Below are 22,640 nucleotides of genomic sequence, written 5' to 3' on the forward strand. Positions count from 1 at the left end.
ACGCAAAAATCCAGACAATAACGTCCGACCCTCAACATCACCGCTCACAGCTACGCCGTTCACAGTCATCGAAACCTTCATCAGATTTTCCTCCCTTTAATTTTCGGTTCAACCACCGAACAGGCGCTTGAACCATCCTTTTTTCTCTTCCGGCGGCGGCGCTGCCGGAGCTGGCTCAGGCGACACTTCGGACACAGCAGCGGCCGCTGCCGGTTCGGGCGCAGCCTCGGTAGGCACGGGCTGAGGTTCTTCCTCGACCGCATTCTGGAAATTTTCAAAGAACTGGTCGGCCATTTTCTTGGCCACACCATCAATGACCCGCCCCCCTAGCTGAGCCAGCTTGCCGCCCACACGCGCATCGACATTGTAGGCCAGCAATGTTCCCTCGGGCGCATCCGACAAGGTGACATCTGCTGCACCCTTGGCAAATCCGGCGGCCCCGCCTTTGCCTTCCCCAGATAACTTGACGCTTTCCTGATCCACCATGTCCGAAAGGGTCACTTCACCTTTGAAGGTCGCCTTTACGGGTCCGACCTTCTGCACCACTGTCGCGGCAAACCCATCTTCGGCTGTTCCCGACATTTCTTTGCAGCCGGGGACACATTCTTTCAGAATGTCGGCCGATAGCAGTGCCTCCCAGACTTTGGAACGTGGGGCCGCAATGACGCGGCTGTCATGTAGTTCCATGTCACTCCCTCCAGTATTTTCGGTTAAGCTACGCGGTGATCTGCCCGGTGCCTATAAGACCTTGGGTGTAGTCACCGCAGTTTCGGGGGCGAATGTGTCAGGCCATATTCCGCAAAGATGTTAGCAATACGCCCGTCCTGAAGCGCTGCAAAAATGGCGTCATCCACGGCGTAGCTGAGGCCGCGATACGCAAAGTGAACGGCGACACCATTCGTCCAGGTGCTGACAGCAAACCCAGGAAGCGGTGGCGCATGGACTCCCAAGTCAGGCGTCAATCCGGTCTCAAGCTGGCCCCGAGGTCCCATAGCAGCCATGGTTTCGCCTGCCGCCAATGCCTCCATAGCTTTTTCGGCTGTCTTGAACCGACGAATGTTGCGCGAAAGTTGCCCCCCCGGAAAGGCGGATAGGTAGAAATCCGCGATTGAGTCATTTTCGACCGCTACCGAATCGAACCGGAAATAAGCCGGGACCGGAGGATCCTCGGGGTAGGCATCCCGACGATAGGCAATTGCGATTTCTTCGTCGTGGTACTGGCCAGTAAAAACAACCTGCTCGACCCGGCACGCGAACTCGCTGTCGTAGGGGATATGCAACATCACATTTGCAACTCGGCCGTTAATCAGCGGGCCTTTCCAGATCCAATTGCGCAAGTCGGCTTCAAGGTTCTCTCCGGCAGCGACCAGATTGAACCGAGCTTCGACCCCTAGATCACTGGCGATGAGTTTTCCAATCTCAATATCGACACCTTGAATAGTACCGTCTCTCTCAAACGACCAAGGGGGAAAGTCTTCGTAGGCTGCGAATTCAATATAACCGCGGTCGATTATGGTATCGAGATCGGCACCGACGATATCTCGGCTTGCGTTCTGAGGTTTGGGCTGGGGCACATGATCTTCGCACCTGGCCAAAACCGGTCCTGAAAACAGGGTGGTGGCCAACAGGGAGAAAACGAAAACGTACTTGATCATGCGCCCCATTCTGCCGCGCTACTGCGCGGCGGACAATCCAATGGTAAGTTGTTCAGCGGCTTCGGCGAAATTGGGTGCATTCCCAGATATCAATACCGCCGCACGCAGAGCCACGCTGTCGGCCACGGGCGCGCCGGATCCGGTTTCGATAGTTTCGGCGATCTGGGTCAATTCCGATTGAAGCGCTGCCGTGTCCCCCTCGGCGCCGCCGGCCATTGCTGCCAGAAGATCCCTGATTTCCTTCAGGCGGTCCGAGTGATCGTCCAGCGCGCCGTCATCCGGACGCGTTTCGATATAGGTTCGAATGGCCCACGCTGCTTTTTGTCCTAACAATTCGCCAAAGGCGGGCATCTTAGTAATACCGTTTTGCGTATAACCTTCGCGGAACCGCTCTACATACCATTCGTCGCCATATTCCTCGGCTTCAAGATACCGCAAATCAGGGGCTAACCCTCCCGATACGACACCAAGACCATGGCAGCGGGCACAATTCTGGTTATAGCCGGAATCGCCTATTTCGATTGCAGCCTGCCATACCTCTTCGCCCTGGTCGCGATAGGGGTTTTCAATCAGCCAATCTTCTCCAACATCTGGAAGGATGTCTGTGTTGACTGGTTGTGGGGCGACATCGCCATGGGCCAGCGCCATACCTCCGGCAACAAGGCCGCCCAGCAATGTGCTGTGAAATCCAAGACGCATCTTCTCCTCCTTTACGATGCTTTTCACGGTCATACCGCAGCAGGACTCAGCGTGAAATTCGACCTTGGTTGCACATCCGTGCAGGTTTGCGACTAAGGTCTTATGGTGGGCTGCATTTTGGCCGTTTTTACTAAGGCGGCGCAGGAGGAGGCGCGAAAATGATTAAGATGTTCCGTGCGGTAGCGGCACTGATACTTCTGCCTGGCACTGCGTTGGCAGAGATTGGTATTTCAGTGACTTACCTACAACAGCAGGTCGCGCGTCCACCCGTTTTATCCAACCTTGATCCGATTCCAGATGATCTTGGTTCGGCGGGTGCCAAACTGGCGCTGGAAGACAATCTGACGACCGCTAAGTTTCTGGGACACGACTACACGCTTACAGTCACTACCGTTTCTGACGGTGAGGATTGGATTACAGCAGCGCGTAAGGCATTGTCGGACAGTCCGTTTCTAATTCTTGATGCGCCTGCCTCTGCTCAGTTGCAGGTCGCGGACTTGGTCGAGGCCGATGGTGCGGTGCTTTTCAATGCATCTTCCCCTGAACTTTCCATACGCGAGCAGGACTGTCGGCCGAACCTGCTGCACACTTTGCCGTCGGGGCTAATGCGCACGGACGCATTGGCTCAATTTCTGGTCAAACGCCGCTGGCAGGATCTGGTTCTGATCTCTGGAAACCACCCAGAAGATCAAGCTTTTGCCGACGCGCTGAAACGGTCATTGCAGAAATTCCGTCTTGATCTGAGGGCTGAAAAGACCTGGGTTTTTGATGCTGACCTGCGTCGCAACGCAGCGCAAGAAGTTCCGTTGTTCACGCAGGAATTCGGCGACTATGACGTCCTGTTATTGGCCGATGAATTGGACGATTTCGGCCGCTACGTCGAATTCAACACCTGGAAGGCGCGCCCTGTTGCTGGTTCCGATGGTCTTAAGCCCGTCACATGGTCGCGTGTGGTCGAACAATGGGGTGCGGCCCAGATGCAGAATCGGTTCTTTGAGCAGTCGGGCCGAACCATGATGTCCAAAGACTACGCCGCATGGGCGGCATACCGAACGCTGGGCGAAGCCGTGACACGTACCCAGTCCGACGACCCTGCGGTCTTGCGTGACTATATTTTGTCGGATGAATTCGAACTTGCCGGGTTCAAGGGTAGGGCGATGAACTTCAGGTTTTGGAATGGGCAATTGCGGCAACCAATTCCTTTGGTCACAGACCGCGCGGTGGTCGCCATGGCGCCACTGGAAGGCTTTCTACATCAGCGTACAGAACTGGATACGCTTGGAGTTGATGAGGCGGAAAGTCAGTGTCAGGCATTCAAGGAGTAACGGGCATGAGACTAGCGACACTATTGGCCTCTGCTGCATTGTGCGTTCCCGCAGCAGCGGATGAGATGTGGATCAGCAACGAAAAAGACGACACGCTCAGCGTGATTGACATCGAGACTCTTGAGGTCATCCGCACGATTGAAACTGGTGAGCGGCCGAGGGGAATTACGTTTTCGAAAGATTTCTCGGTGCTGTACATCTGCGCCTCCGACAGCGACTCGGTTCAGGTCATGGATCCCGAAACCGGAGAGATACTGCACGACTTGCCATCTGGCGAAGACCCTGAGCAGTTCGTTCTACATCCCAATGATCGTCATCTTTACATCGCCAACGAGGATGACGCGATCACCACTGTGGTCGATACTGAAACGCGAACGGTTATCGCGCAGATCGACGTCGGGATCGAACCCGAAGGCATGGCGGTGTCGCCGGATGGAAAAATCGCAATCACGACTTCTGAAACCACCAATATGGCTCATTGGATCGACACGGAAACGCAGGAGCTTTTCGCCAATACTCTGGTCGATTCCCGCCCACGCCACGCCGAATTCCTTAAGGATGGAACCGAGCTTTGGGTGAGTTCCGAGATTGGCGGTACGATCACTGTCTTTGATGTGGAAACCCAGACCGAAAAAGCCAAGATTGAATTTGAAGTCGAAGGTGTGCATCCTGATCGAGTTCAGCCCGTAGGGTTTGAACTGTCCAACGAAGACAAAACTGCCTTTGTCGCGCTTGGACCTTCGAACCACGTCGCAGCGGTCAATCCCGACACCTATGAGGTTGAGGATTACATCCTCGTCGGTCGTAGGGTTTGGCACATGGATTTCAACGCGGACAAATCACTCTTGTTCACTACAAATGGTGTGTCCGGCGATGTGACCGTCATCGATGTTGCAAAACGTGAACCAATCAAAACCATCAAGGTCGGGCGGTTCCCATGGGGCGCAGCGTTCCGCCCGACAAACTGATCAGGGAGAATTCAAATGAAGCGTTTATCCACGCTGGCAATTGCTGCCGCGATGACCTTACCCAGCCTCGTCAATGCCGACGATGACTCGGGGTTCGGCCTGGCCGGGTTGTTGTCGGCCAAAAACAAGGAAGACCTACCGCCCATCATCCTTTCAGCCGGAGAACCCTTGGCCGATTCTCCGTGGGAACTAAAATCCGGCACTTACTACGAGTTCGAAATTCAAGGTGACGGAAGTCAGGAGCTTGCCATCATCGGCCCCGAGTTCTTTCGTGCCATCTGGGTCGATGAGATTGTGGTAGAAGGTTTAGAGATCCGGCCGCTGGGTTTGGATTCGATCGAATTCGACGAGGCCGGTGAAATGGAAATAGGCTTTGTCGCGATCAAGCCGGGCAGCTACTATCTGAAAGTGCCGGGCAGCACCGGTGAGACACAGCGGCTGGAGATTACCATTAAGTGACAGGGCTAACGGTCCGAAACGTCAGCTATGCCTATGGCGAGAAACGCGCTCTTGATGATGTGAGTTTTCACGTCCCGCAGGGCGCGTTTTGTGCGTTGCTGGGCCCGAATGGGGCAGGTAAGTCAACGCTGTTTTCCCTGCTGACACGGTTGTTCACCACCAGGCAGGGTGAGATTGAAATCGCTGGAATTGACATCGCGAAACACCCGCGGAAAGCCTTGGCTAAGATAGGGGTCGTTTTTCAACAGCCTACGCTTGATCTGGACCTGACGGTTCATCGAAACCTCAGTTATTTTGCCGCTTTGCACGGTATGTCCGGCCGCCAAGCTGAGGGCCGCATCACAGCCGTACTAGAGCGTCTGGATATGGCTGAACGTGCTACTGAACGTGCGCGTGATCTGAATGGAGGTCATCGCAGACGGTTGGAAATAGCACGATGCCTGATACATGTGCCTTCGGTCCTCTTGTTGGACGAGCCAACCGTTGGGCTTGATGCTGCGTCGCGTCATGCCATCACCAAACATGTGCATGACCTGTCTTCGCAAGACGGTTTGACGGTGTTGTGGGCTACCCACTTGACCGACGAGATCGGGCCAGACGACCAAGTGGCGATCCTTCATCGTGGTAAGTTGCTGGATCAGGGTATTTGCCGAGACATCACTGGCGGCGCTCCGATGCAGGATACCTTTTTGTCGATGACCAGAGCGGCTTCATGATCGATGCAATGATCGCTTTGCGCGCAATCTTGATCCGAGAAGCCTTGCGGTTCGTGCGGCAACGCAGCCGGTTTGTTGCGGCGCTTGTACGTCCTCTGGTTTGGCTAGTTGTCTTCGCTGCTGGTTTTCGCGCAGCATTGGGTTTGTCGATTACTCCGCCGTACCAGACTTATATCACCTATGAGATCTACATCGTCCCCGGCCTGTGCGGCATGATCATGTTGTTCAATGGCATGCAAAGCTCTCTCAGCCTGGTTTACGACCGTGAAATGGGGTCGATGCGGCTACTGCTCACCAGCCCTTTGCCGCGGTGGTGGTTGCTGTTTTGTCGCTTGTTGGCAAGCACGACGATATCGATCCTGCAGGTTTATACTTTTCTGGCGGTCGCTGCGGTTTACGGTATCGACATGCCCTGGATCGGATACGCCTACGTGTTTCCAGCGCTGATCGTCGCTGGATTGATGCTGGGCGCGTTGGGCTTGGCTTTGTCCTCGGCGATCAGGCAGCTTGAGAATTTTGCGGGCGTCATGAACTTTGTGATCTTTCCGATGTTTTTTCTGTCTTCAGCACTTTATCCACTTTGGAAGATGGCAGAAAGTTCGGCCGTATTAAGAGATATCTGCGCGCTTAACCCTTTTACGCACGCGGTCGAGCTAATCCGATTCGCGCTCTATGGGCAGTTTAATGCTGTGGCATTGGGGTGGACGATATTGGCGGGTATTATTTTTCTTGGGTTTGCTTTTTGGGGCTACGATCCGGCGCGTGGCATGAAGCGCGGCTAAGCATCTACGACCAATACCACGGTGAAATCGTAGGCCGACTACTGTACATTCTACTGTACATTGTCGAAAACCGGAGGGTACTGCCATGATCCGCATTGCTGCGTTTTTTCTGCTTTTGGCGTCTGCAGTCACGGCGCAGACCATTGAGGACGAGTACGGAACGCTTAACCCGCAGGACACGGGCTGGGGCAAAGTCCTCAGCAACATCGACAATGGCGTAACCGACATGACCACCTGCGCTGCTGGTTACTACATGACAAAGTCAGGCCGCCACGATCTGGCGCGACGCTTGTTTCGCACCTGTGCCGAAGCAGGGTACACCGGTGCAATGACCTGGATGGGTCAGTTGGATAACAATGGGCTGGCCGGACCCTATGACCCTGATGCAGCGGCCGCATGGGACAAGCGCGCCGCCGATCTGGGCGATCCGGTGGGCAAGTTCAACTATGGTCTCAACCTTTTGCGTGGTCACGGTGTAACAAGGAACGAGGAACTGGGTCGGGCCTATGTTGACGAGGCCGCACAGGACGGCCTCAGGATCGCCAAACGCCTAAGGGATTCGGGCTATGATCCTAACGAAGTCACACCCGACGCTGACGAGTGGAAATACGCACCTCTATTCTGAACCCAGTTTTTTTTCTGAGAACTACGACTAAAGGATGATGCTCTTCCTCGGTTTTCTTGACCCACGTCAAGCCGGTATCGATGGCCGCGGATTTACAGTTCGGCCAACGTTAGGAGGACCACATGAAACATCTTACCCTGCTACTCGGCCTCGCCGTCAGTTCCGTTTCGAAAGCGCCAACACTTGCTCAATCCACATTCGACCGAGTCAAGATTGAGGCGGGCGAGACGCTCTTTTTCTCTGAATGCCGACGCTGTCACGCGCCAGATGCAACTGGTCCAAGTTATGGTCCGCAACTTGACGGTGTCGTTGGGCGCAAAGCAGGGACTGTAGAAGGTTATCAGTATTCGGATGCTCTGGCTGGTTCCGGTATCGTTTGGACACCGGCCGCTCTGCGGGCATGGATGGAAGACAACGACGGCTTCATGCCGGGCACCAAGATGCGGCATGTCGGCATCGATGATCGCACGGTTCAAGACTTTATTCTGGCATATCTAAGCAGCATCTCAGACTAGAACCGAGCGTTGGCCGAAGCTGGTCAGGAAAACTGGTTTATCCAGAATAATTGACGATCGCGCTTGAAAGCCATGATTTCCGCCCTACGACCATTGTGCAATTTCACCACGAGTTCTGCCCGCCAATAATACTCTCGCCTGCAATCCCGATGCGTCGGAGATTCGGCGCGGAGGAAAGACATAAGTCTAGGGAGGACACAGATGAGCCGGTTTATCATGGCAACTGTTGCAAGTGTGATTGCAGCAGGCGCGGCCTATGCAGAAGTTACCGAAGACGATCTGGCCAATGACCAAACGATCACCACGCAAGTCGTAACCAACGGTATGGGGCGGCACCTTCAGCGCTATAGCCCACTGGACATGCTTAACAGGGACAACGTCAAAAACCTGCTGCCGGCCTGGGCTTTCAGCCTTGGAGGGGAAAAACAACGCGGACAGGAAACCCAGCCGCTGATCTACGACGGCATGATGTATATCACCGGCTCTTACTCTCGCCTGTATGCGATTGATCTTGAGACCGGTAAAGAGGTCTGGCAATACGATGCCCGTCTACCCGAAGGTATCCTGCCCTGTTGTGACGTGGTTAATCGCGGGGCCGCAATATACGGCGACAAGATAATCTTCGGAACGTTGGATGCACGGATTGTGGCGCTGAACAAGGACACTGGAGACGTTGTCTGGCGTGATAAGATTGCCGACTACAAGGCGGGATATTCCTATACCGCTGCTCCATTGATCGTAGATGGACTGGTGATCACCGGCAATTCCGGGGGCGAGTTTGGCATCGTCGGGGCTGTTCAAGCGCGCGATGTGAACACTGGTGATCTGGTCTGGGAACGCCCGGTGATTGAAGGCCACATGGGCACGTTGAATGGTGAAGAAAGCACTATGACCGGAGAGCTGAACGCAACGTGGCCCGGTGACATGTGGAAAACCGGTGGCGGGGCGACCTGGCTGGGTGGGTCTTATGATGCGGACACGGATACGCTGGTCTTTGGCGCGGGCAACCCAGCGCCTTGGAACTCGTGGCTGCGGGACGCTGGAACTCCGACTGAAGGCAACAAAGGCGACAACCTCTATGCCGCCAGCCGTATTGGGATCGACCCAAAGACTGGCGACATCAAGTGGCACTTTCAAACCACCCCGCGCGAGGGTTGGGATTATGACGGTGTCAACGAAGTCGTGGCCTATACAGACCGTGATGGCAACAAGCGTTTTGCCACAGCGGATCGCAACGGTTACTTCTATGTTCTGAACCGCGAAGACGGTGCTTTCGTCTCGGCGACGCCTTTTGTCAAAGACATTACTTGGGCCGATGGCGTGGATGACACGGGTCGCCCGATCTTTGTCGAAAACAATCGTCCCGGTGACCCGGCTGCAGCAGCCGATGGTAAGAAAGGTGAGGTTATCTTTGCCTCGCCGTCCTTCCTGGGCGGCAAGAACTGGATGCCAATGGCCTTCTCTCAAAACACCGGTAATTTCTATGTGCCTTCAAATGAATGGGGTATGGATATCTGGAACGAGCCGATCACCTACAAGAAAGGTGCCGCCTATCTGGGCGCGGGCTTTACCATCAAGCCCAATTACGAAGACCACATCGGTTCTCTTAAAGCCATCGACCCGGATACCGGGGAGTGGAAATGGGAGTACAAAAACGACGCGCCGTTATGGTCAGGTGTGATGACCACTGCCGGTGGTTTGGTGTTCTTTGGCACACCCGAAGGCGAGTTCATCGCGCTGGATGATGAGACCGGCGAGAAACTCTGGTCGTTCCAAACAGGGTCCGGGATTGTCGGCCAGCCTGTGACATGGGAACAGGATGGCGAGCAGTATGTCTCGATCATCTCTGGCTGGGGTGGCGCAGTTCCGCTTTGGGGCGGCGAAGTGGCAAAGAAGGTTAACTATCTGAACCAGGGCGGCACGCTGTGGACTTTCCGATTGCCCAAGGAGCTAGCGTCGGCAAATTGATCTTCTCCGCAACTCATGACTTTGACGCGCGCCTCGCTTGGGCGCGCGTTTTTTATACGACTTTCCGCCAGTTGGCGTGACTCTGTTCTCTTGCTACGCTTTGGTAGGTTGGGCAACATGATTGCAAAGGCCAATGCGAATGCTTGCAAATGCCGTCGGGCAAAACGATTTCGAGAATGTGCTGATCGTCGATGATCATCCTTTGTTTTGTGACGCTTTGTCGATGACATTACAAAGCGTGGCTCATATCCGTGAAATCCACACCGCCGACCGTCTGGAAGATGCGCTTGAGATGATTGCAGGAGGTTTGAAACCTGACGCAATCATGCTGGATCTGAACTTGCCTGACGTTGACGGATTGGATGGGCTTGTCCGTCTGAAGGCCGTCGCAAATGCGCCTGTGATCGTTGTGTCTTCAATGACGGACAATCGGGTGATTAGCCAGGTTATTCACGCGGGTGCGTCTGGGTACGTTCCAAAACACAGCCAGCGTGACGTCTTTCGAACCGCGTTCGAAACCGTTCACGCGGGCAATGTCTTTTTGCCGGATGGATGCGTTCTGATCGATCTGGACGGCGCAGATGAACAAAGCGATGCAGTCGGGCGGCTTGCAACGTTGACCAATCAGCAGTCCCGTATTCTTCAGCTGATCTGTGAAGGCAAGCTGAACAAGCAAATTGCCTATGACCTTTCGATCGCCGAAACCACGGTCAAAGCGCATGTCACTGCAATCATGCGCAAGCTGGGTGTCCAAAGTCGTACGCAGGCCGTTTTGATAGCAAAGAAAGCGTCCTTTGCCAGTGTCTTGCAAGAGTCGAGTTAAGCTGCATACTCACAGAAAATCGTCGCGCTTTAGGGAGGAGGCTCGATGGACCAAGCTGTCGGGTGGGCAACGGCTCCGACCCGCGCGCCAGGTATCGTAAGAACTGCATGTGTGCCATACGACACCGAAGACGCGGTCACCGGACTATTGAAGACTTTCGGTGCCGGAGAGTTATCTCTGGTCATTCTTTTTGTGACGGATAGAGCTGACGCTGCATCGGTTATTGCACAGGCAACCGAAGCCTTTGCGCCCGCGCCAGTGGTTGGTTGTACAACAGCCGGTGAATTGGCGGGGGCCGGCTATACAGAAAACCAGATCGTGGCCATCGGCTTGCCTGCATCACATTTCGACGCTCGCATCTTGCCAGTACCTGATCTGGATACATTTCTGGCTAAGGATCTGATTCATCAGATGATCCGAAACCGTAATGAAATGACGGAGGCAAACCCTGACTGGCACCACGAATTCACCTTTTTATTGATTGACGGGCTTTCAACGAAAGAAGACGCGCTGACTTCAGAACTCGCGTTGGGGTTAGGGCCAGTTCCGTTGTTTGGGGGTTCCGCCGGGGATGGAACGGATTTCGAAACAACTTACGTCCTGCACGACGGGCAGGCATTGGAAAATGCTGCAATTCTGGCGCAAATACGAACTCGATGTCCGATCAAGGTTTTCAAGACAGATCATCTGGTGCCAACAGCGCAACGAATGGTCGTGACCAAAGCCGACCCCGCCCGGCGGATCGTTCGTGAGATCAACGCAGAACCTGCCGCGCGCGAATACGCCCGTATTCTGGGCAAAGACCCCGAACAGTTGACGACCTTCACCTTTGCTGCGCATCCGGTCGTCGTACAGATTGGCGGGCAGCATCACGTTCGGGCCATTCAGCGCGTGGATGAGAACGGGGATTTGGTGTTTTTCTCGGCCATCGACGAAGGATTGGTTCTGACTTTGGCTGAACCTCGCGACATGGTCGAGCATCTCGAGCAAGAAATCGAGGGCCTAACAGAAGCCGAGGCTCCGGATACTATTCTTGGGTGCGACTGTATCCTCAGGCGTCTGGAAGCGCAGGAAAAACAGATGACGGGTGCTTTGTCTGCAATCCTCGCCGACAATCACGTGGTTGGGTTTTCTACTTATGGCGAGCAATTCAATTCGATCCATGTCAACCAAACGTTGACGGGGGTTGCGATTTACCCGCCGGAAGAGGATTGACATGATTGAATCCCTGATCAACCCGGACGATCCACCAGACCGGCAGAATGAAAAGCTTTTGAAGATCGCCGAGGCACTGATGCGCAGGGTTGAGGAATCGACTGATGCAAGCGGCGCAGCTTACGCACAGTTTCAAAGGGCTGCAGTGCTGGAACAGGAAGTCCGCGCTCGGACATTCGATCTTGAACGTGCGCTGGATCTGCTGAACGACTCCAATGCTCGTCTGGCTCAAGCCAATCAGGCAACAGAGGCGGCGCGGGCGGACCTCGCGAATGCAATAGAAACGGTGCAAGAGGGCTTTGCCCTGTTCAACTTGGAAGAAGAGCTTGTGCTGTGCAACAGCCGCTTTGGTATACACATGCCCGATATCCAGCCTCATCTGGTGCCTGGTTTGCAATTTACCGAGTACGTTGAACTGGTTAGTCGCTCGCGGTTTTTGTCACTCCCCGAGGCAGTGTCGCCGTGGGACTGGGCAAAACGTCGTATCGCGCGCCATGCGGATGACCACGTTGTTTTTAACGTCAGGTTGAATGGCAATCGTTGGATGCAAGTCTCTGAACATCGGACACCCGACGGTGGCACAGTGATCTTGCAAACTGATGTCACGGATATCATGCGTATCGAACGTCAGGAGAGGGACCGCATTCTTGACGACAAGGCCCGACTTATCCGTGCTACTCTGGAACATATCGATCAGGGTGTATGTATCTTTGACAGTAAGCTGAGGCTTATTGGTTGGAACAACCGGGCCAGTGAATTGTTGGCAATCCCAAATGCGCAGTTCCAGATGGGTGCGCAGTTCAAAACTCTGTTCAATCGCCTGAGCACCACAATCCGCTTTGCACAGGGCGTAAGTGACGCCGACCTGCTTGCGTGGGTTAACCGAACGTCCGAACGGCCACCGTTGAGGTTCGAGATGCATAGCGGTCGGGCAAAGATCCTGTCTGTTTTCGCGCAGGAAATGTCCGACCGGGGATTTGTGATTTCGTTCACCGATGTGACCGCTGAGCGTAAATCTGCCCAGGCGTTGTACGACTCGAAAGCCTTGCTGGAACAGCGCGTCGCAGCCCGCACCGAAGAGCTTGCGGATGCGCTTAAGGACGCGGAACGGGCAAATGCTTCGAAATCGCGCTTTGTTGCCGCCGCAAGTCACGACCTGCTGCAACCGCTGTCGGCGGCTAAGCTCTACGTTGCCACTCTTGGAAGTGGGTTGAACGAAACAGACGCGAGGGACGTGGCCGCCAAGGCGGAAAGTGCACTTAGCAGCGTTGAACATATTTTGGATGCGCTGCTTGATATTTCTAAACTGGATTCAGGACGGGCAACTGTCCATTTGTCGACATTGCCAATAGATGACGTGTTTTCGCAGCTCGAAGATTCCTTTCGTCCGGTCGCACAGGCCAAGGGATTGGAGCTGCGCGTCGTCTCTTGCGGCGCGCTGGTTCAAAGCGATGCAAGTTATTTGAGGCGCATCCTGCAGAACCTTCTGTCAAACGCCATTCGCTACACTGAAGCAGGCAAGGTACTGGTTGGCGCCCGGCGTCGAAAAGATTCTATCGTGATCGAGGTTTGGGATACCGGTATCGGAATTGCACCGGATCAGAGAGATATCATCTTTCAGGAATTCCAACGGCTTCATTCGGATGCCAGCGCTGCCGAAGGAATGGGACTTGGGCTGGCTATCGTTGAGCGCGCGTGTGTCCTGTTGAAACATCCTATGAAGTTACGTTCCGGATTGGGAAAGGGGTCGGTCTTCTCGGTAGAGGTGCCTTTGGCTAAACCGGCGTCTCATTGTTATGGCCGGTCTGCTGATTTGGCTTCGCCAGACACCAAGGTTCTGACACGCGCGGTTGTTTTGTTGATTGAGAACGACGAAAATCTGCGCACGGCGTTGACCATGACAATGGAATCCTGGGGCGTGCAGGTTTTGGAATGCGAAAGTCAGGCACAAGCGGTTGGCTTGCTGCAGGAAATTGGCATTCTTCCGGATATTGTGGTTGCCGACTACCAGTTGAACAAAGGTATGACCGGAACTGAGGCGATAGACGTGTTATGGCAGGAATTCGGTCCATTACCTGCCTGTGTGATCTCGGCCAATCGTTCGCCAGAATTGACCGAGTATTGTGAGGAAGTGGGTCTGCCTTTGCTGCGAAAGCCGATTGACGCTCGGCACCTGAAATCAATTATCGAAAGCGCACTGAAAGGCGCGTCCGCCGCTTGATTGTGCCTAGGTTTAACGCCCGCGGGCAGAGATTTTACTCTGCCCGCGCCTGACGTCTATCCGTAAACAATGTTTGGTAACCAGGTCACCACCCAAGGGAACAGCATACAGATCACCAACCCGACAATTTGAAGGAACAAGAACGGCAAGGCGGCTTTAAAAATGTCCGTCATTGGGATCGACGGTGGCGCTACACCGCGCAAGTAGAACAGCGCATAGCCGAAAGGTGGTGACAAAAAGCTCATCTGCATGTTCACAAGATACAGAACTCCGAACCACAAGACCAAATCATTGGGGTCATCAAACCCAAAGGCAGCCGCCCCCAGCGCCTTGATGATCGGTACAAAGATCGGGACACACAGCAACAGGATGCCGACCCAGTCCAAGAACATGCCCAGAACCACCAGCAGAATCTGCATCACGATCAGGATACCCCAAGGGCCCAGACCCGCGCCTTGCATCGTCTCTTGGACGAATTGCTGACCGCCTTCCAGAACGTAAAGTCCCACAAAGATCGTTGCACCGAACATGATCCAAATCACCATAGCCGAGGCTTTCAGCGTGGTCAGACACGCCTCGCGCACTGTGGGCCAGTCCAGCTTGTTGTGGATCGCGGCCACGATGAAGGCGCCGAAGGTGCCGATACCCGCCGCCTCAACCGGGGTTGCAACGCCCGAGAAGATCACGCCCAGAACAATTACGATCAGCGCAATGGGCGCGGACATCTTGCCCAGCAGGCGCATTTTTTCTCGGTTCGAGATACGCTCGTCAACCGGGATTGGCGGGCCAAGAACCGGGTTGATATAGGACCGCACCACCACATAGATGATGTACATACCCGACAGCATCAGGCCGGGAATGACCGCGCCGATGAACAGCTCCCCAACCGATTGTTCGGCAACAACGGCGTAGATAATGGCCAGAATGGAGGGCGGGATCAGGATGCCCAGCGTCCCCCCGGCCATGATCGAACCCATGGCGATCTTTGTGTCATAGCCGCGTTTCAGCATGGCGGGCAGGGCGATGATTCCCATCGTCACCACAGCTGCGCCGATCACACCCACCATCGCCGCCAGAACGGTCGAGGCGATGATTGTTGCCGCAGCCAGACCACCTTTAAGCCCACCGAGCACCTTGTAGATCACATCGAACATGTCGTTGATGATTCCGGCCCTTTCCAACATCGAGGCCATAAAGATGAAAAGTGGAATTGCGGATAGTTGATAGTTCGTCATCAGCGGGAAAATCCGACTGGGCACAATGTTCAGTGCACGCGCATCCCCCAGAACGAACAGGAAGACACAGGCCAGGCCTCCGGTCACAAAGGCCAGCGGCAGGCCTGCCATTAGCAGAACCAGCAGCGAGCCGAACATAACGAGCGTCAACAGCTCGATGGACATATCAAGACCCATCGGTCAGTACCCCCGTGCAATCGTTCGGATGTCTTTGGACAGTTTCGACACCCCTTGCAAAATCAACAGAACCGCGCCCACGACCATCATCCATTTCATTGGCCACAGCGGGATTTCCCATTCGTTAAAGCTGATTTCACCCCAGCGAATATTCGGATCGGTCCAATCGCCAAAAGTCAGCGCTCCGAACATCTGGAAAAAGCTCATCTCTCCGCGCGCCCAGTCCGAGACGACCGAGTTGCCGGTCGGAACCGCAATCGCATCCATCGCGAAGATGTAGGACGTCACCAGCAGTGTTCCCGCGAAGATGAAGAAGAAGATTGAGGTGAACAGGTCCGCCCACGCCCGTTTCGGCTTGGTCAGCGGTGCATAGAAGATGTCCACACGCACATGGCTTTCGGTCAGCATCGCATAGGACCCGGCGATCAGGTACTGCATCCCGAACATCAGATACATGGATTCATGCGCCCAGTTTGTGGGGGCGTTGAACACATAGCGCACGATCACTTCGTAGTAGTAGACGAATACCGCGATTACGGCCCAATAGCTGACGAACTCACCTGCATAGAGAGACAGGCGGTCAATCCAGTTCTCGGCATAATCCTGGTCCGCCTTGCGTGCACCGGGGTCCATTTCTGCAGCCCGTGCAGCAGTTTCTTCATCAATCTCCATTTCAGGCTCATGCGGATCCGCAGCAGCCTTGGCGCGCGCACTTGCCACTAGTCGCGGTAGCATCAGAGCATCGATCGCCATAAAGGCCAGAATTGCATAGAACGCATAACGTGCTACCGAACTCCACAAAGCGCGGTTTGCGCCGCTGGCCTCGGCCAGAGGTTGCGCCTCGGCTAGGGCGGTTTCGGATTCGGCCAGACGTTCGCGCCCGGTTTCAATGGCCTTCTCGGCCCGCTCCAGAGCACGCTCGGCTCGGCGTTTTTGCAATGCTGTCCCATCCTGCGCAGCCTCGGCGGCGGCGCGCAGTTCTTCCAGCCCTTCCTCGGCGGTTGCAACCCGTTCGGCTTCGCGCGTGATCGTACGCTCGGCCTGACGGACGATATTGACCGCATTCGAGAATTCGTTGCGGGCCGTTCGCTCTTCGCCATTGGCGTAGAGGATCAGCAGGAAAACTGGCAGATAGACCAACCCCAGCAAGCTGCGCAAGTAAAAGCGGTGCAGGCCCAGCATTCCTCCGGTGACAAGGATCAGATAGCCCAACGGTAACCCATAGGTGCGCTGTTCAGGTTGGGCTTTGCGTGCCAGCACCATGGCCAGGGCCGGAAAGGCGATCAGCCCGACCCAATATAGCCAGTGCGGCAGCGTGAAATCGACGCTCGGCATAGTACGTTCCGAATTCCAAGGAAAAGGCATGCCCGCGCGAAATTCGCGCGGACTTTTGGTTAGGCTTCAGCGGACTACAGGTCCAGCGTATAGCCTTCGATCATTTCAGGCGTCACATAGCCCAAGGAACCCGACATCATGTAGTCAAGTTGGATCTTGAAGACCCGCGCCGCATCTTTGTCGCGGTTGGCATATTTGAACCAGATCGGCACGGCGACCTCGGTCATCAGCTCGACATCGTCCTGCGACAAGCGAGTGATCTCGGTGCCTTCCGCTTCGAATTTTTTCCAAGCTTCCTGGTCGGCGGCCTGAATGGCGGCGTGGTGCAAATCCGAATAGACGTGGGTTTCCATTTCCACGAATTCCTGCATCTGTGGGCTCAGCTTGTCCCACGCGGCCTTGCCCACGGTGATGTCCATGATGTCGACCGGCTGATAAACTGACATAAAGCCCGGAGGTCCCATGACGATATAGTCCGTCACCTGGCTGAAGCCCAAGGCGTGGTTCACGGCGGGGCCCACAAAGTCGGCCACGTCGATAGTGCCCTTTTCCAGCGCCGGGAAGATTTCCGAGCCCGGTAGAACGGTTGTCTCAGCACCCAGTTCCGAGAAAACCTCGGCAACCATACCGCCTGGCAGGCGCATCTTGCGGCCCGCGAAGTCGTCAACCGAGCGGATCGGAACCTTCGAGTGGATGATGTTCGGCCCGTGATGCACCGGCCCCACAAAGTGCAGACCCTGACGGCCCAGCAGCTCGCGCGCGATGTCGATGCCGCCCAGACCGTAATAGAACGTGTCATATTCATGCGGCTGACGCAGCCCCAGCGGGTATGAGCTGAGGAAAACGGCGGCAGGGATGATGCCCTGATAGTAGATGGTGAACGGGTTGATAGCGTCCAGCACACCGTTCTTCACTGCGTCGGCCAGTTGGAAATCCCCAACCACGTCATTGGCGCCAAAGGCCTGGAAGGCCAGCTCACCGCCGGTTTTTTCTTCGATCGTAGCGCACCAGTCTTTGAACGTCTGCAACCCGATGCCCCCGGGCCAGGATGTTTGTATCTTCCAGGTGGTGGTTTCACCCGCTGCGGTCGCGATATGAGGGGCCGCCAGCGTGGCCGCACTTGCACCTGCAATAGTTCTAAACGCGCTGCGGCGCGTGATGAGCTTTTTGGTCATTTCTTCCTCCCATTGATCATCGCCATGCACATGTCAGGCCATGTCGATGCGAGGATAGCATAACCTGTGAGCCAGAAATTGGTAATATTTTTTTTCCAATTAGCGCTTTGCTCACTGTCGTGTGAAGAACTGAGGGCTTTGCTATCGATTACATTCGGGCATTCCGCCCGGCGTAGACGACGCGACCAATAGCTATGCCGAAAACGTGTGCGACAGTGTGGATTGGGTGTTTCGTTGCCGCTTGCCAAGTCTAAGGCCCCTGTATAACAGGGCACATCCCGGTCGCAGCCTACCCGGGTAACAAAACAAGGGTTCAAAATATGAAAACGATCGTAATCTGCTCGGGCGGGCTGGATTCGGTATCTTTGGCGCATATGGTTGCGCAGGATCACGAATTGGCGGGCCTGATCTCTTTCGACTATGGCCAGCGTCACCGCAAAGAGCTGGACTATGCTGCGCTATGCGCGCTGCGCCTTGGCGTTCCCCATGACATCATCGACCTGCGCCCCGTTGGGGCGGTTCTGACCGGTTCGGCTCTGACCGATGATGTGGATGTGCCTGACGGGCATTATGCCGAAGACAGCATGAAAGTGACCGTGGTGCCCAACCGTAATGCCATCATGCTGACCGTTGCATTCGGTGCCGCCGCCGCCCGTGGGGCGGATGCTGTGGCCACCGCAGTGCACGGTGGGGATCACTTTATCTATCCCGATTGTCGTCCCGCCTTCACCGAGGCTTTTGAAGCGATGCAGAAACTGGCGCTGGACGGCTATGCCGATGTATCGCTGTTCACGCCGTTCGTGCATCGCAGCAAAGCCGACATCGTGACCGAGGGCGCGCGTGTGAACACCCCCTTTGCGCAGACATGGTCCTGTTACAAGGGTGGTGACAATCACTGCGGGCGCTGCGGCACCTGCGTCGAACGCCGCGAGGCGTTCCATCTGGCGGGTGTCCCCGACCCAACCATCTATGACGACCCCGATTTCTGGGTGGCCGCCACGGCACAGAAGGAAAGCGCCTGATGTATCGGATCACCAAGGAATTCCACTTTTCCGCCTCGCACCAGCTGACCCATCTGCCCGACGATCACCAATGCGCGCGAATGCACGGGCATAACTATGTGGTTGAGGTCGAACTGGCCGCCACAGACCTGAACGCTGACGGGTTTGTCCGCGATTATGGCGAGCTGAAGCCGCTCAAGACCTATATCGACGAGACGTTTGATCATCGCCACCTGAACGATGTGATGAACATCCTGACCACGGCCGAGAATATGGCGCGCCATTTCTATGACTGGTGCGCTGCCCGCTGGCCGGAGACCGCCGCCGTACGGGTCAGCGAAACGCCGAAAACATGGGCCGAGTATCGCCCATGACCCGCCTACGCATTGCCGAGATTTTCGGCCCCACGATTCAGGGCGAAGGCGCGCTGATCGGTGAACCAACTGTATTCGTGCGCACCGGCGGGTGCGATTACCGGTGCAGCTGGTGCGACAGCCTGCATGCGGTTGATACTGCCTATCGTCATGACTGGGCGGCGATGACCACGGATGCAGTCTGGAGCCGGGTGCGCGACCTGTCGGGCGGGCGGCCTTTGACCGTTTCGCTGTCGGGTGGCAACCCTGCCATTCAGGACTTTGCCCCTCTGATCACGTTGGGACGGACAGAGGGTTATCGGTTCGCCTGCGAGACGCAGGGCTCCATCGCAAAACCGTGGTTCAGCGAACTGGATACGCTGGTTCTTAGTCCCAAACCGCCCTCCAGTGGGGAGACGGTAGATTGGGCTGCGTTCGACGCCTGCTTGTTGGCTGCTGGAAACGGCCCCAAAACAGTGATGAAAATCGTGATCTTTGACGAACGTGACTACGCTTGGGCCCGTGCCGCGGCGGATCGCTATCCGGCGCTGCCACTGTATCTACAGCCGAGCAATGAGACGGTCGACCCCACTCAGCCTGTCGATCCGCAAATCCTGTCGGACCGGCTGTTGTGGCTGGTCGATAAAGTCACCGCAGATGGCTGGTTCACCCCTCGGGTGCTGCCGCAACTGCATGTCCTTTTGTGGGGCAACAAACGCGGGGTCTGAAACCCCATCAGGAGAAGACAATGGAAACCATCTACAGCGATCTGACCCAATTGGGCGGGAAAACCGAACTGCCTACCTCGCCCGAGGCGGCAGAACTGGAACGGGTACAGAACCCGCAGGCCGATATCGACTATTGCGTGCGGTTCACTGCGCCCGAGTTTACCTCGCTGTGTCCGATGACGGGGCAGCCGGATTTCGCGCACTTGGTGATCGACTATGTGCCCGGTGATTGGCTGGTTGAATCAAAATCGTTGAAGCTGTTTCTGGGCTCGTTCCGCAATCACGGTGCATCATGCAATCATGTACGGGTTTTTGCTGTGTTTTGCCTCAACCTCAGTAGCTACGATCATGCACTACGGGTTCGACCATCACGCACCTTACGGGTTCTGGTCATTGCCAAAGCTGTTTGGCGTACAAGGGGGCGTTTTGCTCACTCTCGGTTGCTGCGCGATGGTCCTGTTGAAACAGAAGTCGGACCGCAATCTTGGCGACGTCTCAGCTTGGGGTGGAGATATCGGATTCATCTTACTGCTTGGCTTTGTAGCGTTAAGCGGGCTTGTTCTCTACGCTTTCGGTTGGTCGGCAATTATGCCCGTGTTGCTTGCTGTCCATCTTGGATCAGTCCTGGCGCTCTTCCTCCTTACGCCCTACACAAAAATGGCTCACGGTTTCTATCGGCTTGCCGCCCTGGTCAGGGATGCGCAACGGAAAAGAGAAGCGTCCGTAGTCCGCCAGCAGCCCACATCTCCTGCCTGACGCGAAAGAAAATGCAATTGAATCGCATTTGATATCGAATAACGAAGTGTTGCGGCAACGCGGGTGGCGTCCAGTGTTGGAGAAGGATCTGTTTGCGTTGATCCTGACTTCCTTTTGGGCAAATTAAGGGCTGATTTGCAGACCAGACGCCGAAGGCGCCTGTTACTGCTGATCTGTCATGTGGCGAACGCGGATGGGGGCGAGGCAATGCTATTCGACAATATTTGTGCAGCCCTCAGGCGCAGCTGAGCACAAGGTATTGTCAAATAGGGTTGCCCGAGGGAGAAGGCAGCGTCTTCGTTCGGTCGCCTATGGCTCAGATGGTCGGCTGTCTATCTTTCCTAGGATGGATTTCCTAGTAGAACCGGGTAATTCATAGATCGATGCCCGATAGCTCTTTCAGGGCTGCTGATCCAGGAAAGCATCCGCAACGCTTAGATGCTTTTCCTTGATCTCCGCATTCATCCGCCTTGCTGCTCGACACATCATTGACCAGCGCGGATTGTGTGCAAGTTTATCCAGATGTTTGAAGATAAAACGCCAATACAGGCCATCCCAGACCTCTGCCCAAGGTCCTTTGCTCCAATGACTCATCTTTCGGATGTAGTTTGAACCCGAAAAATAGGGTTTGGTGGTGATAAGTCCGCCATCTGCATGCTGGCTCATGGCATAGGCGTTTGGGACCATGACCCAGTCATAGCTGTCTACGAACATCTCCATGAACCAGCGATAGACCTCATCAGGGTCGATCTCGCAAAGGAACATGAAACCACCCAGCACCATCAGACGTTCGATGTGATGGCAATAGCCGGTCTGCAGAATGCGCCTGATTGTGTCGTCAATCGGGTCGATGCCCGTGGTGCCATCGTAAAACGAGGCGGGCATCTTACGGCTGTGGCCCCAATGATTTGTGGTCCGCATGTCGACGCCGAGGTCTTCATAGGTGGCGCGCATGAACTCTCGCCAGCCAATGATCTGTCGGACAAACCCCTCGACCGAGTTGAGTGGGATATCCCGTGTCTGCGCGTGTTCAAGCGTCGCGTCCAGTACTTGTCTGGGCGTCAGCAGCCCGATGTTCAGCGCGGGGGTCAGAACGGCGTGCCACAACCAGCTTTCCCCTTCGACGATGGCGTCTTCGAAGTCCCCAAACCGATCAAATCGACGTTCCAGGAATTGTTTCAACCAATCCGCAGCCGCTCTGTGGGATGTCGCGTAGTAGAGCGTGTCCAACGATCCGAGCGCATCCGGAAAATCTGCGATCACACTATTCTTTGCAGCGTGATCAATGGCGTCATGTGCTGGCCAATCAATCCAGGGCAGACTCCCGAGCATCGCTTTGGGAACCTTTTTGCGATTGTCTTTGTCAAAGCTCCAATGGCCACCCATAGGTTGATCACCGTCCATCAAGACACCCAGACGACGGCGCTGGCTTTTGTAGAACTCGGCCATAAACCAACGTTTGCGGCCGTTGATCCACTCTGCGTTATCTGCTGGTGTGTTCAGAAAGCCGGGTGATGGGCGTATTTCCAGAGAGATGCCCACGGCCTCTGCAGCCTTTTTCAAGCGGCTTTGAGCGATGAAGTCCACTGGGTCGGCCATCACCACGCGATCGACACCGTCCCTGGCCAGCTGTTGCAACAGACCCAAGCACGCATCTGTTCGCTTCTCATAAAGGTAGATATCGGCGTTCAAGCCTTTGGCGATCAAATCCTGATGATAGCGTGCCATGCTGGCGCGATGGAGCCAGAGCTTTTGCTTATGCATCCGCGCAGGATATCTCGCATCGTCAAAGAAGAGCGGATCCTCGAACAGAATCACCTGATCCGGGGGCTCTGAAAAGCCCGGATGATCGGCAAAAAGCTGGTTGGGCAGAAGGATCGTGGCGATGGGCATGGTCGTTCCGGAGCGC

22 protein-coding genes and 2 pseudogenes are annotated in these 22,640 nt (G+C 55.4%); 16 read left to right on the plus strand and 8 right to left on the minus strand.

Annotation, left to right across the window (positions count from 1 at the left end):
* The 4 genes and pseudogenes from AC2FNR_RS02015 to pedF all read right to left on the minus strand — a co-directional run.
* A pseudogene (locus AC2FNR_RS02015) lies at nucleotides 1-84 on the minus strand ((2Fe-2S)-binding protein); the annotation flags it as partial.
* A gap of 24 nt (nucleotides 85-108) precedes the next feature.
* Nucleotides 109-687 carry an SRPBCC family protein gene (locus tag AC2FNR_RS02020; RefSeq protein ID WP_480869762.1) on the minus strand — a complete coding sequence of 193 codons (579 nt, stop codon included), beginning with the start codon at nucleotides 685-687 and terminating at the stop codon, nucleotides 109-111.
* Nucleotides 688-758: 71 nt separating this feature from the next.
* Nucleotides 759-1,655 (minus strand): substrate-binding periplasmic protein, encoded by an 897-nt coding sequence (locus AC2FNR_RS02025; RefSeq protein ID WP_414478925.1) that lies wholly within the window; start codon nucleotides 1,653-1,655, stop codon nucleotides 759-761.
* Between the two features lie 18 nt (nucleotides 1,656-1,673).
* Nucleotides 1,674-2,354, minus strand: a complete 681-nt coding sequence (gene pedF / locus AC2FNR_RS02030) for a cytochrome c-550 PedF (RefSeq protein WP_480869758.1) — start codon at nucleotides 2,352-2,354, stop codon at nucleotides 1,674-1,676.
* A 158-nt stretch (nucleotides 2,355-2,512) separates the two neighbouring features.
* Here pedF and AC2FNR_RS02035 point away from each other — a divergent pair, with 158 nt between their 5' ends.
* From AC2FNR_RS02035 to AC2FNR_RS02085, 11 genes are all read left to right on the plus strand, one after another.
* A complete protein-coding gene (locus AC2FNR_RS02035) occupies nucleotides 2,513-3,679 on the plus strand; it encodes an ABC transporter substrate-binding protein (RefSeq protein WP_496847802.1) in 1,167 nt (388 codons plus the stop codon).
* A 5-nt stretch (nucleotides 3,680-3,684) separates the two neighbouring features.
* The gene (locus tag AC2FNR_RS02040) at nucleotides 3,685-4,647 is read left to right on the plus strand and encodes a YVTN family beta-propeller repeat protein (protein WP_209196094.1); all 963 of its coding nucleotides are present in this window, start codon (nucleotides 3,685-3,687) and stop codon (nucleotides 4,645-4,647) included.
* 15 nt (nucleotides 4,648-4,662) lie between these two features.
* Complete coding sequence (locus tag AC2FNR_RS02045) at nucleotides 4,663-5,106, plus strand: cupredoxin domain-containing protein (RefSeq protein WP_496847803.1); 444 nt, start codon at nucleotides 4,663-4,665, stop codon at nucleotides 5,104-5,106.
* A complete protein-coding gene (locus tag AC2FNR_RS02050; protein ID WP_496847804.1) occupies nucleotides 5,103-5,822 on the plus strand; it encodes an ABC transporter ATP-binding protein in 720 nt (239 codons plus the stop codon). Before AC2FNR_RS02045 ends, AC2FNR_RS02050 begins: the two co-directional genes overlap by 4 nt.
* The gene (locus AC2FNR_RS02055; protein ID WP_496847805.1) at nucleotides 5,819-6,604 is read left to right on the plus strand and encodes an ABC transporter permease; all 786 of its coding nucleotides are present in this window, start codon (nucleotides 5,819-5,821) and stop codon (nucleotides 6,602-6,604) included. Before AC2FNR_RS02050 ends, AC2FNR_RS02055 begins: the two co-directional genes overlap by 4 nt.
* An 85-nt stretch (nucleotides 6,605-6,689) precedes the next feature.
* Nucleotides 6,690-7,229: an SEL1-like repeat protein gene (locus tag AC2FNR_RS02060; RefSeq protein WP_496847806.1), complete on the plus strand. Its 540-nt coding sequence runs from the start codon at nucleotides 6,690-6,692 to the stop codon at nucleotides 7,227-7,229.
* A 122-nt stretch (nucleotides 7,230-7,351) separates the two neighbouring features.
* A complete protein-coding gene (locus tag AC2FNR_RS02065) occupies nucleotides 7,352-7,744 on the plus strand; it encodes a c-type cytochrome (RefSeq protein WP_496847807.1) in 393 nt (130 codons plus the stop codon).
* 201 nt (nucleotides 7,745-7,945) lie between these two features.
* Nucleotides 7,946-9,712, plus strand: a complete 1,767-nt coding sequence (locus AC2FNR_RS02070; RefSeq protein ID WP_496847808.1) for a PQQ-dependent methanol/ethanol family dehydrogenase — start codon at nucleotides 7,946-7,948, stop codon at nucleotides 9,710-9,712.
* Nucleotides 9,713-9,845: 133 nt separating this feature from the next.
* Entirely contained in the window at nucleotides 9,846-10,535 is a 690-nt protein-coding gene (locus tag AC2FNR_RS02075) for a response regulator (RefSeq protein WP_170756021.1), read from the plus strand.
* A gap of 45 nt (nucleotides 10,536-10,580) precedes the next feature.
* Nucleotides 10,581-11,750 (plus strand): FIST N-terminal domain-containing protein, encoded by a 1,170-nt coding sequence (locus tag AC2FNR_RS02080; protein WP_496847809.1) that lies wholly within the window; start codon nucleotides 10,581-10,583, stop codon nucleotides 11,748-11,750.
* Nucleotide 11,751: 1 nt separating this feature from the next.
* Complete coding sequence (locus AC2FNR_RS02085) at nucleotides 11,752-13,971, plus strand: hybrid sensor histidine kinase/response regulator (RefSeq protein ID WP_496847810.1); 2,220 nt, start codon at nucleotides 11,752-11,754, stop codon at nucleotides 13,969-13,971.
* Nucleotides 13,972-14,027: 56 nt separating this feature from the next.
* Here the strand turns inward: AC2FNR_RS02085 and AC2FNR_RS02090 are convergent, their stop codons facing one another.
* The 3 genes from AC2FNR_RS02090 to dctP form a co-directional block, all read right to left on the minus strand.
* A complete protein-coding gene (locus AC2FNR_RS02090; protein WP_353392356.1) occupies nucleotides 14,028-15,371 on the minus strand; it encodes a TRAP transporter large permease in 1,344 nt (447 codons plus the stop codon).
* Nucleotides 15,372-15,386: 15 nt separating this feature from the next.
* A complete protein-coding gene (locus AC2FNR_RS02095) occupies nucleotides 15,387-16,718 on the minus strand; it encodes a TRAP transporter small permease subunit (RefSeq protein WP_170756024.1) in 1,332 nt (443 codons plus the stop codon).
* Nucleotides 16,719-16,792: 74 nt separating this feature from the next.
* Nucleotides 16,793-17,893 (minus strand): TRAP transporter substrate-binding protein DctP, encoded by a 1,101-nt coding sequence (gene dctP / locus AC2FNR_RS02100; protein ID WP_170356225.1) that lies wholly within the window; start codon nucleotides 17,891-17,893, stop codon nucleotides 16,793-16,795.
* Nucleotides 17,894-18,213: 320 nt separating this feature from the next.
* On the opposite strand from dctP, the gene queC reads away from it, so the two are divergent.
* From queC to AC2FNR_RS02125, 5 genes and pseudogenes are all read left to right on the plus strand, one after another.
* Nucleotides 18,214-18,915 carry a 7-cyano-7-deazaguanine synthase QueC gene (queC, locus tag AC2FNR_RS02105; RefSeq protein ID WP_496847811.1) on the plus strand — a complete coding sequence of 234 codons (702 nt, stop codon included), beginning with the start codon at nucleotides 18,214-18,216 and terminating at the stop codon, nucleotides 18,913-18,915.
* Nucleotides 18,915-19,268, plus strand: a complete 354-nt coding sequence (gene queD, locus AC2FNR_RS02110) for a 6-carboxytetrahydropterin synthase QueD (protein WP_170356227.1) — start codon at nucleotides 18,915-18,917, stop codon at nucleotides 19,266-19,268. The genes queC and queD overlap by 1 nt, the downstream gene beginning before the upstream one ends.
* The gene (queE, locus tag AC2FNR_RS02115; RefSeq protein WP_496847812.1) at nucleotides 19,265-19,975 is read left to right on the plus strand and encodes a 7-carboxy-7-deazaguanine synthase QueE; all 711 of its coding nucleotides are present in this window, start codon (nucleotides 19,265-19,267) and stop codon (nucleotides 19,973-19,975) included. The genes queD and queE overlap by 4 nt, the downstream gene beginning before the upstream one ends.
* Before the next feature lie 20 nt (nucleotides 19,976-19,995).
* Nucleotides 19,996-20,265 (plus strand): annotated as a pseudogene (queF, locus tag AC2FNR_RS02120) (preQ(1) synthase); the annotation flags it as partial.
* 10 nt (nucleotides 20,266-20,275) lie between these two features.
* A complete protein-coding gene (locus AC2FNR_RS02125; RefSeq protein WP_496848155.1) occupies nucleotides 20,276-20,731 on the plus strand; it encodes a hypothetical protein in 456 nt (151 codons plus the stop codon).
* Nucleotides 20,732-21,130: 399 nt separating this feature from the next.
* On the opposite strand, the gene AC2FNR_RS02130 is transcribed toward AC2FNR_RS02125, so the two are convergent.
* Nucleotides 21,131-22,624: a cryptochrome/photolyase family protein gene (locus AC2FNR_RS02130; RefSeq protein ID WP_496847813.1), complete on the minus strand. Its 1,494-nt coding sequence runs from the start codon at nucleotides 22,622-22,624 to the stop codon at nucleotides 21,131-21,133.
* Between the last annotated feature and the right edge of the window lie 16 nt (nucleotides 22,625-22,640).

This window comes from Ruegeria sp. SATB045 (genome assembly GCF_059613525.1).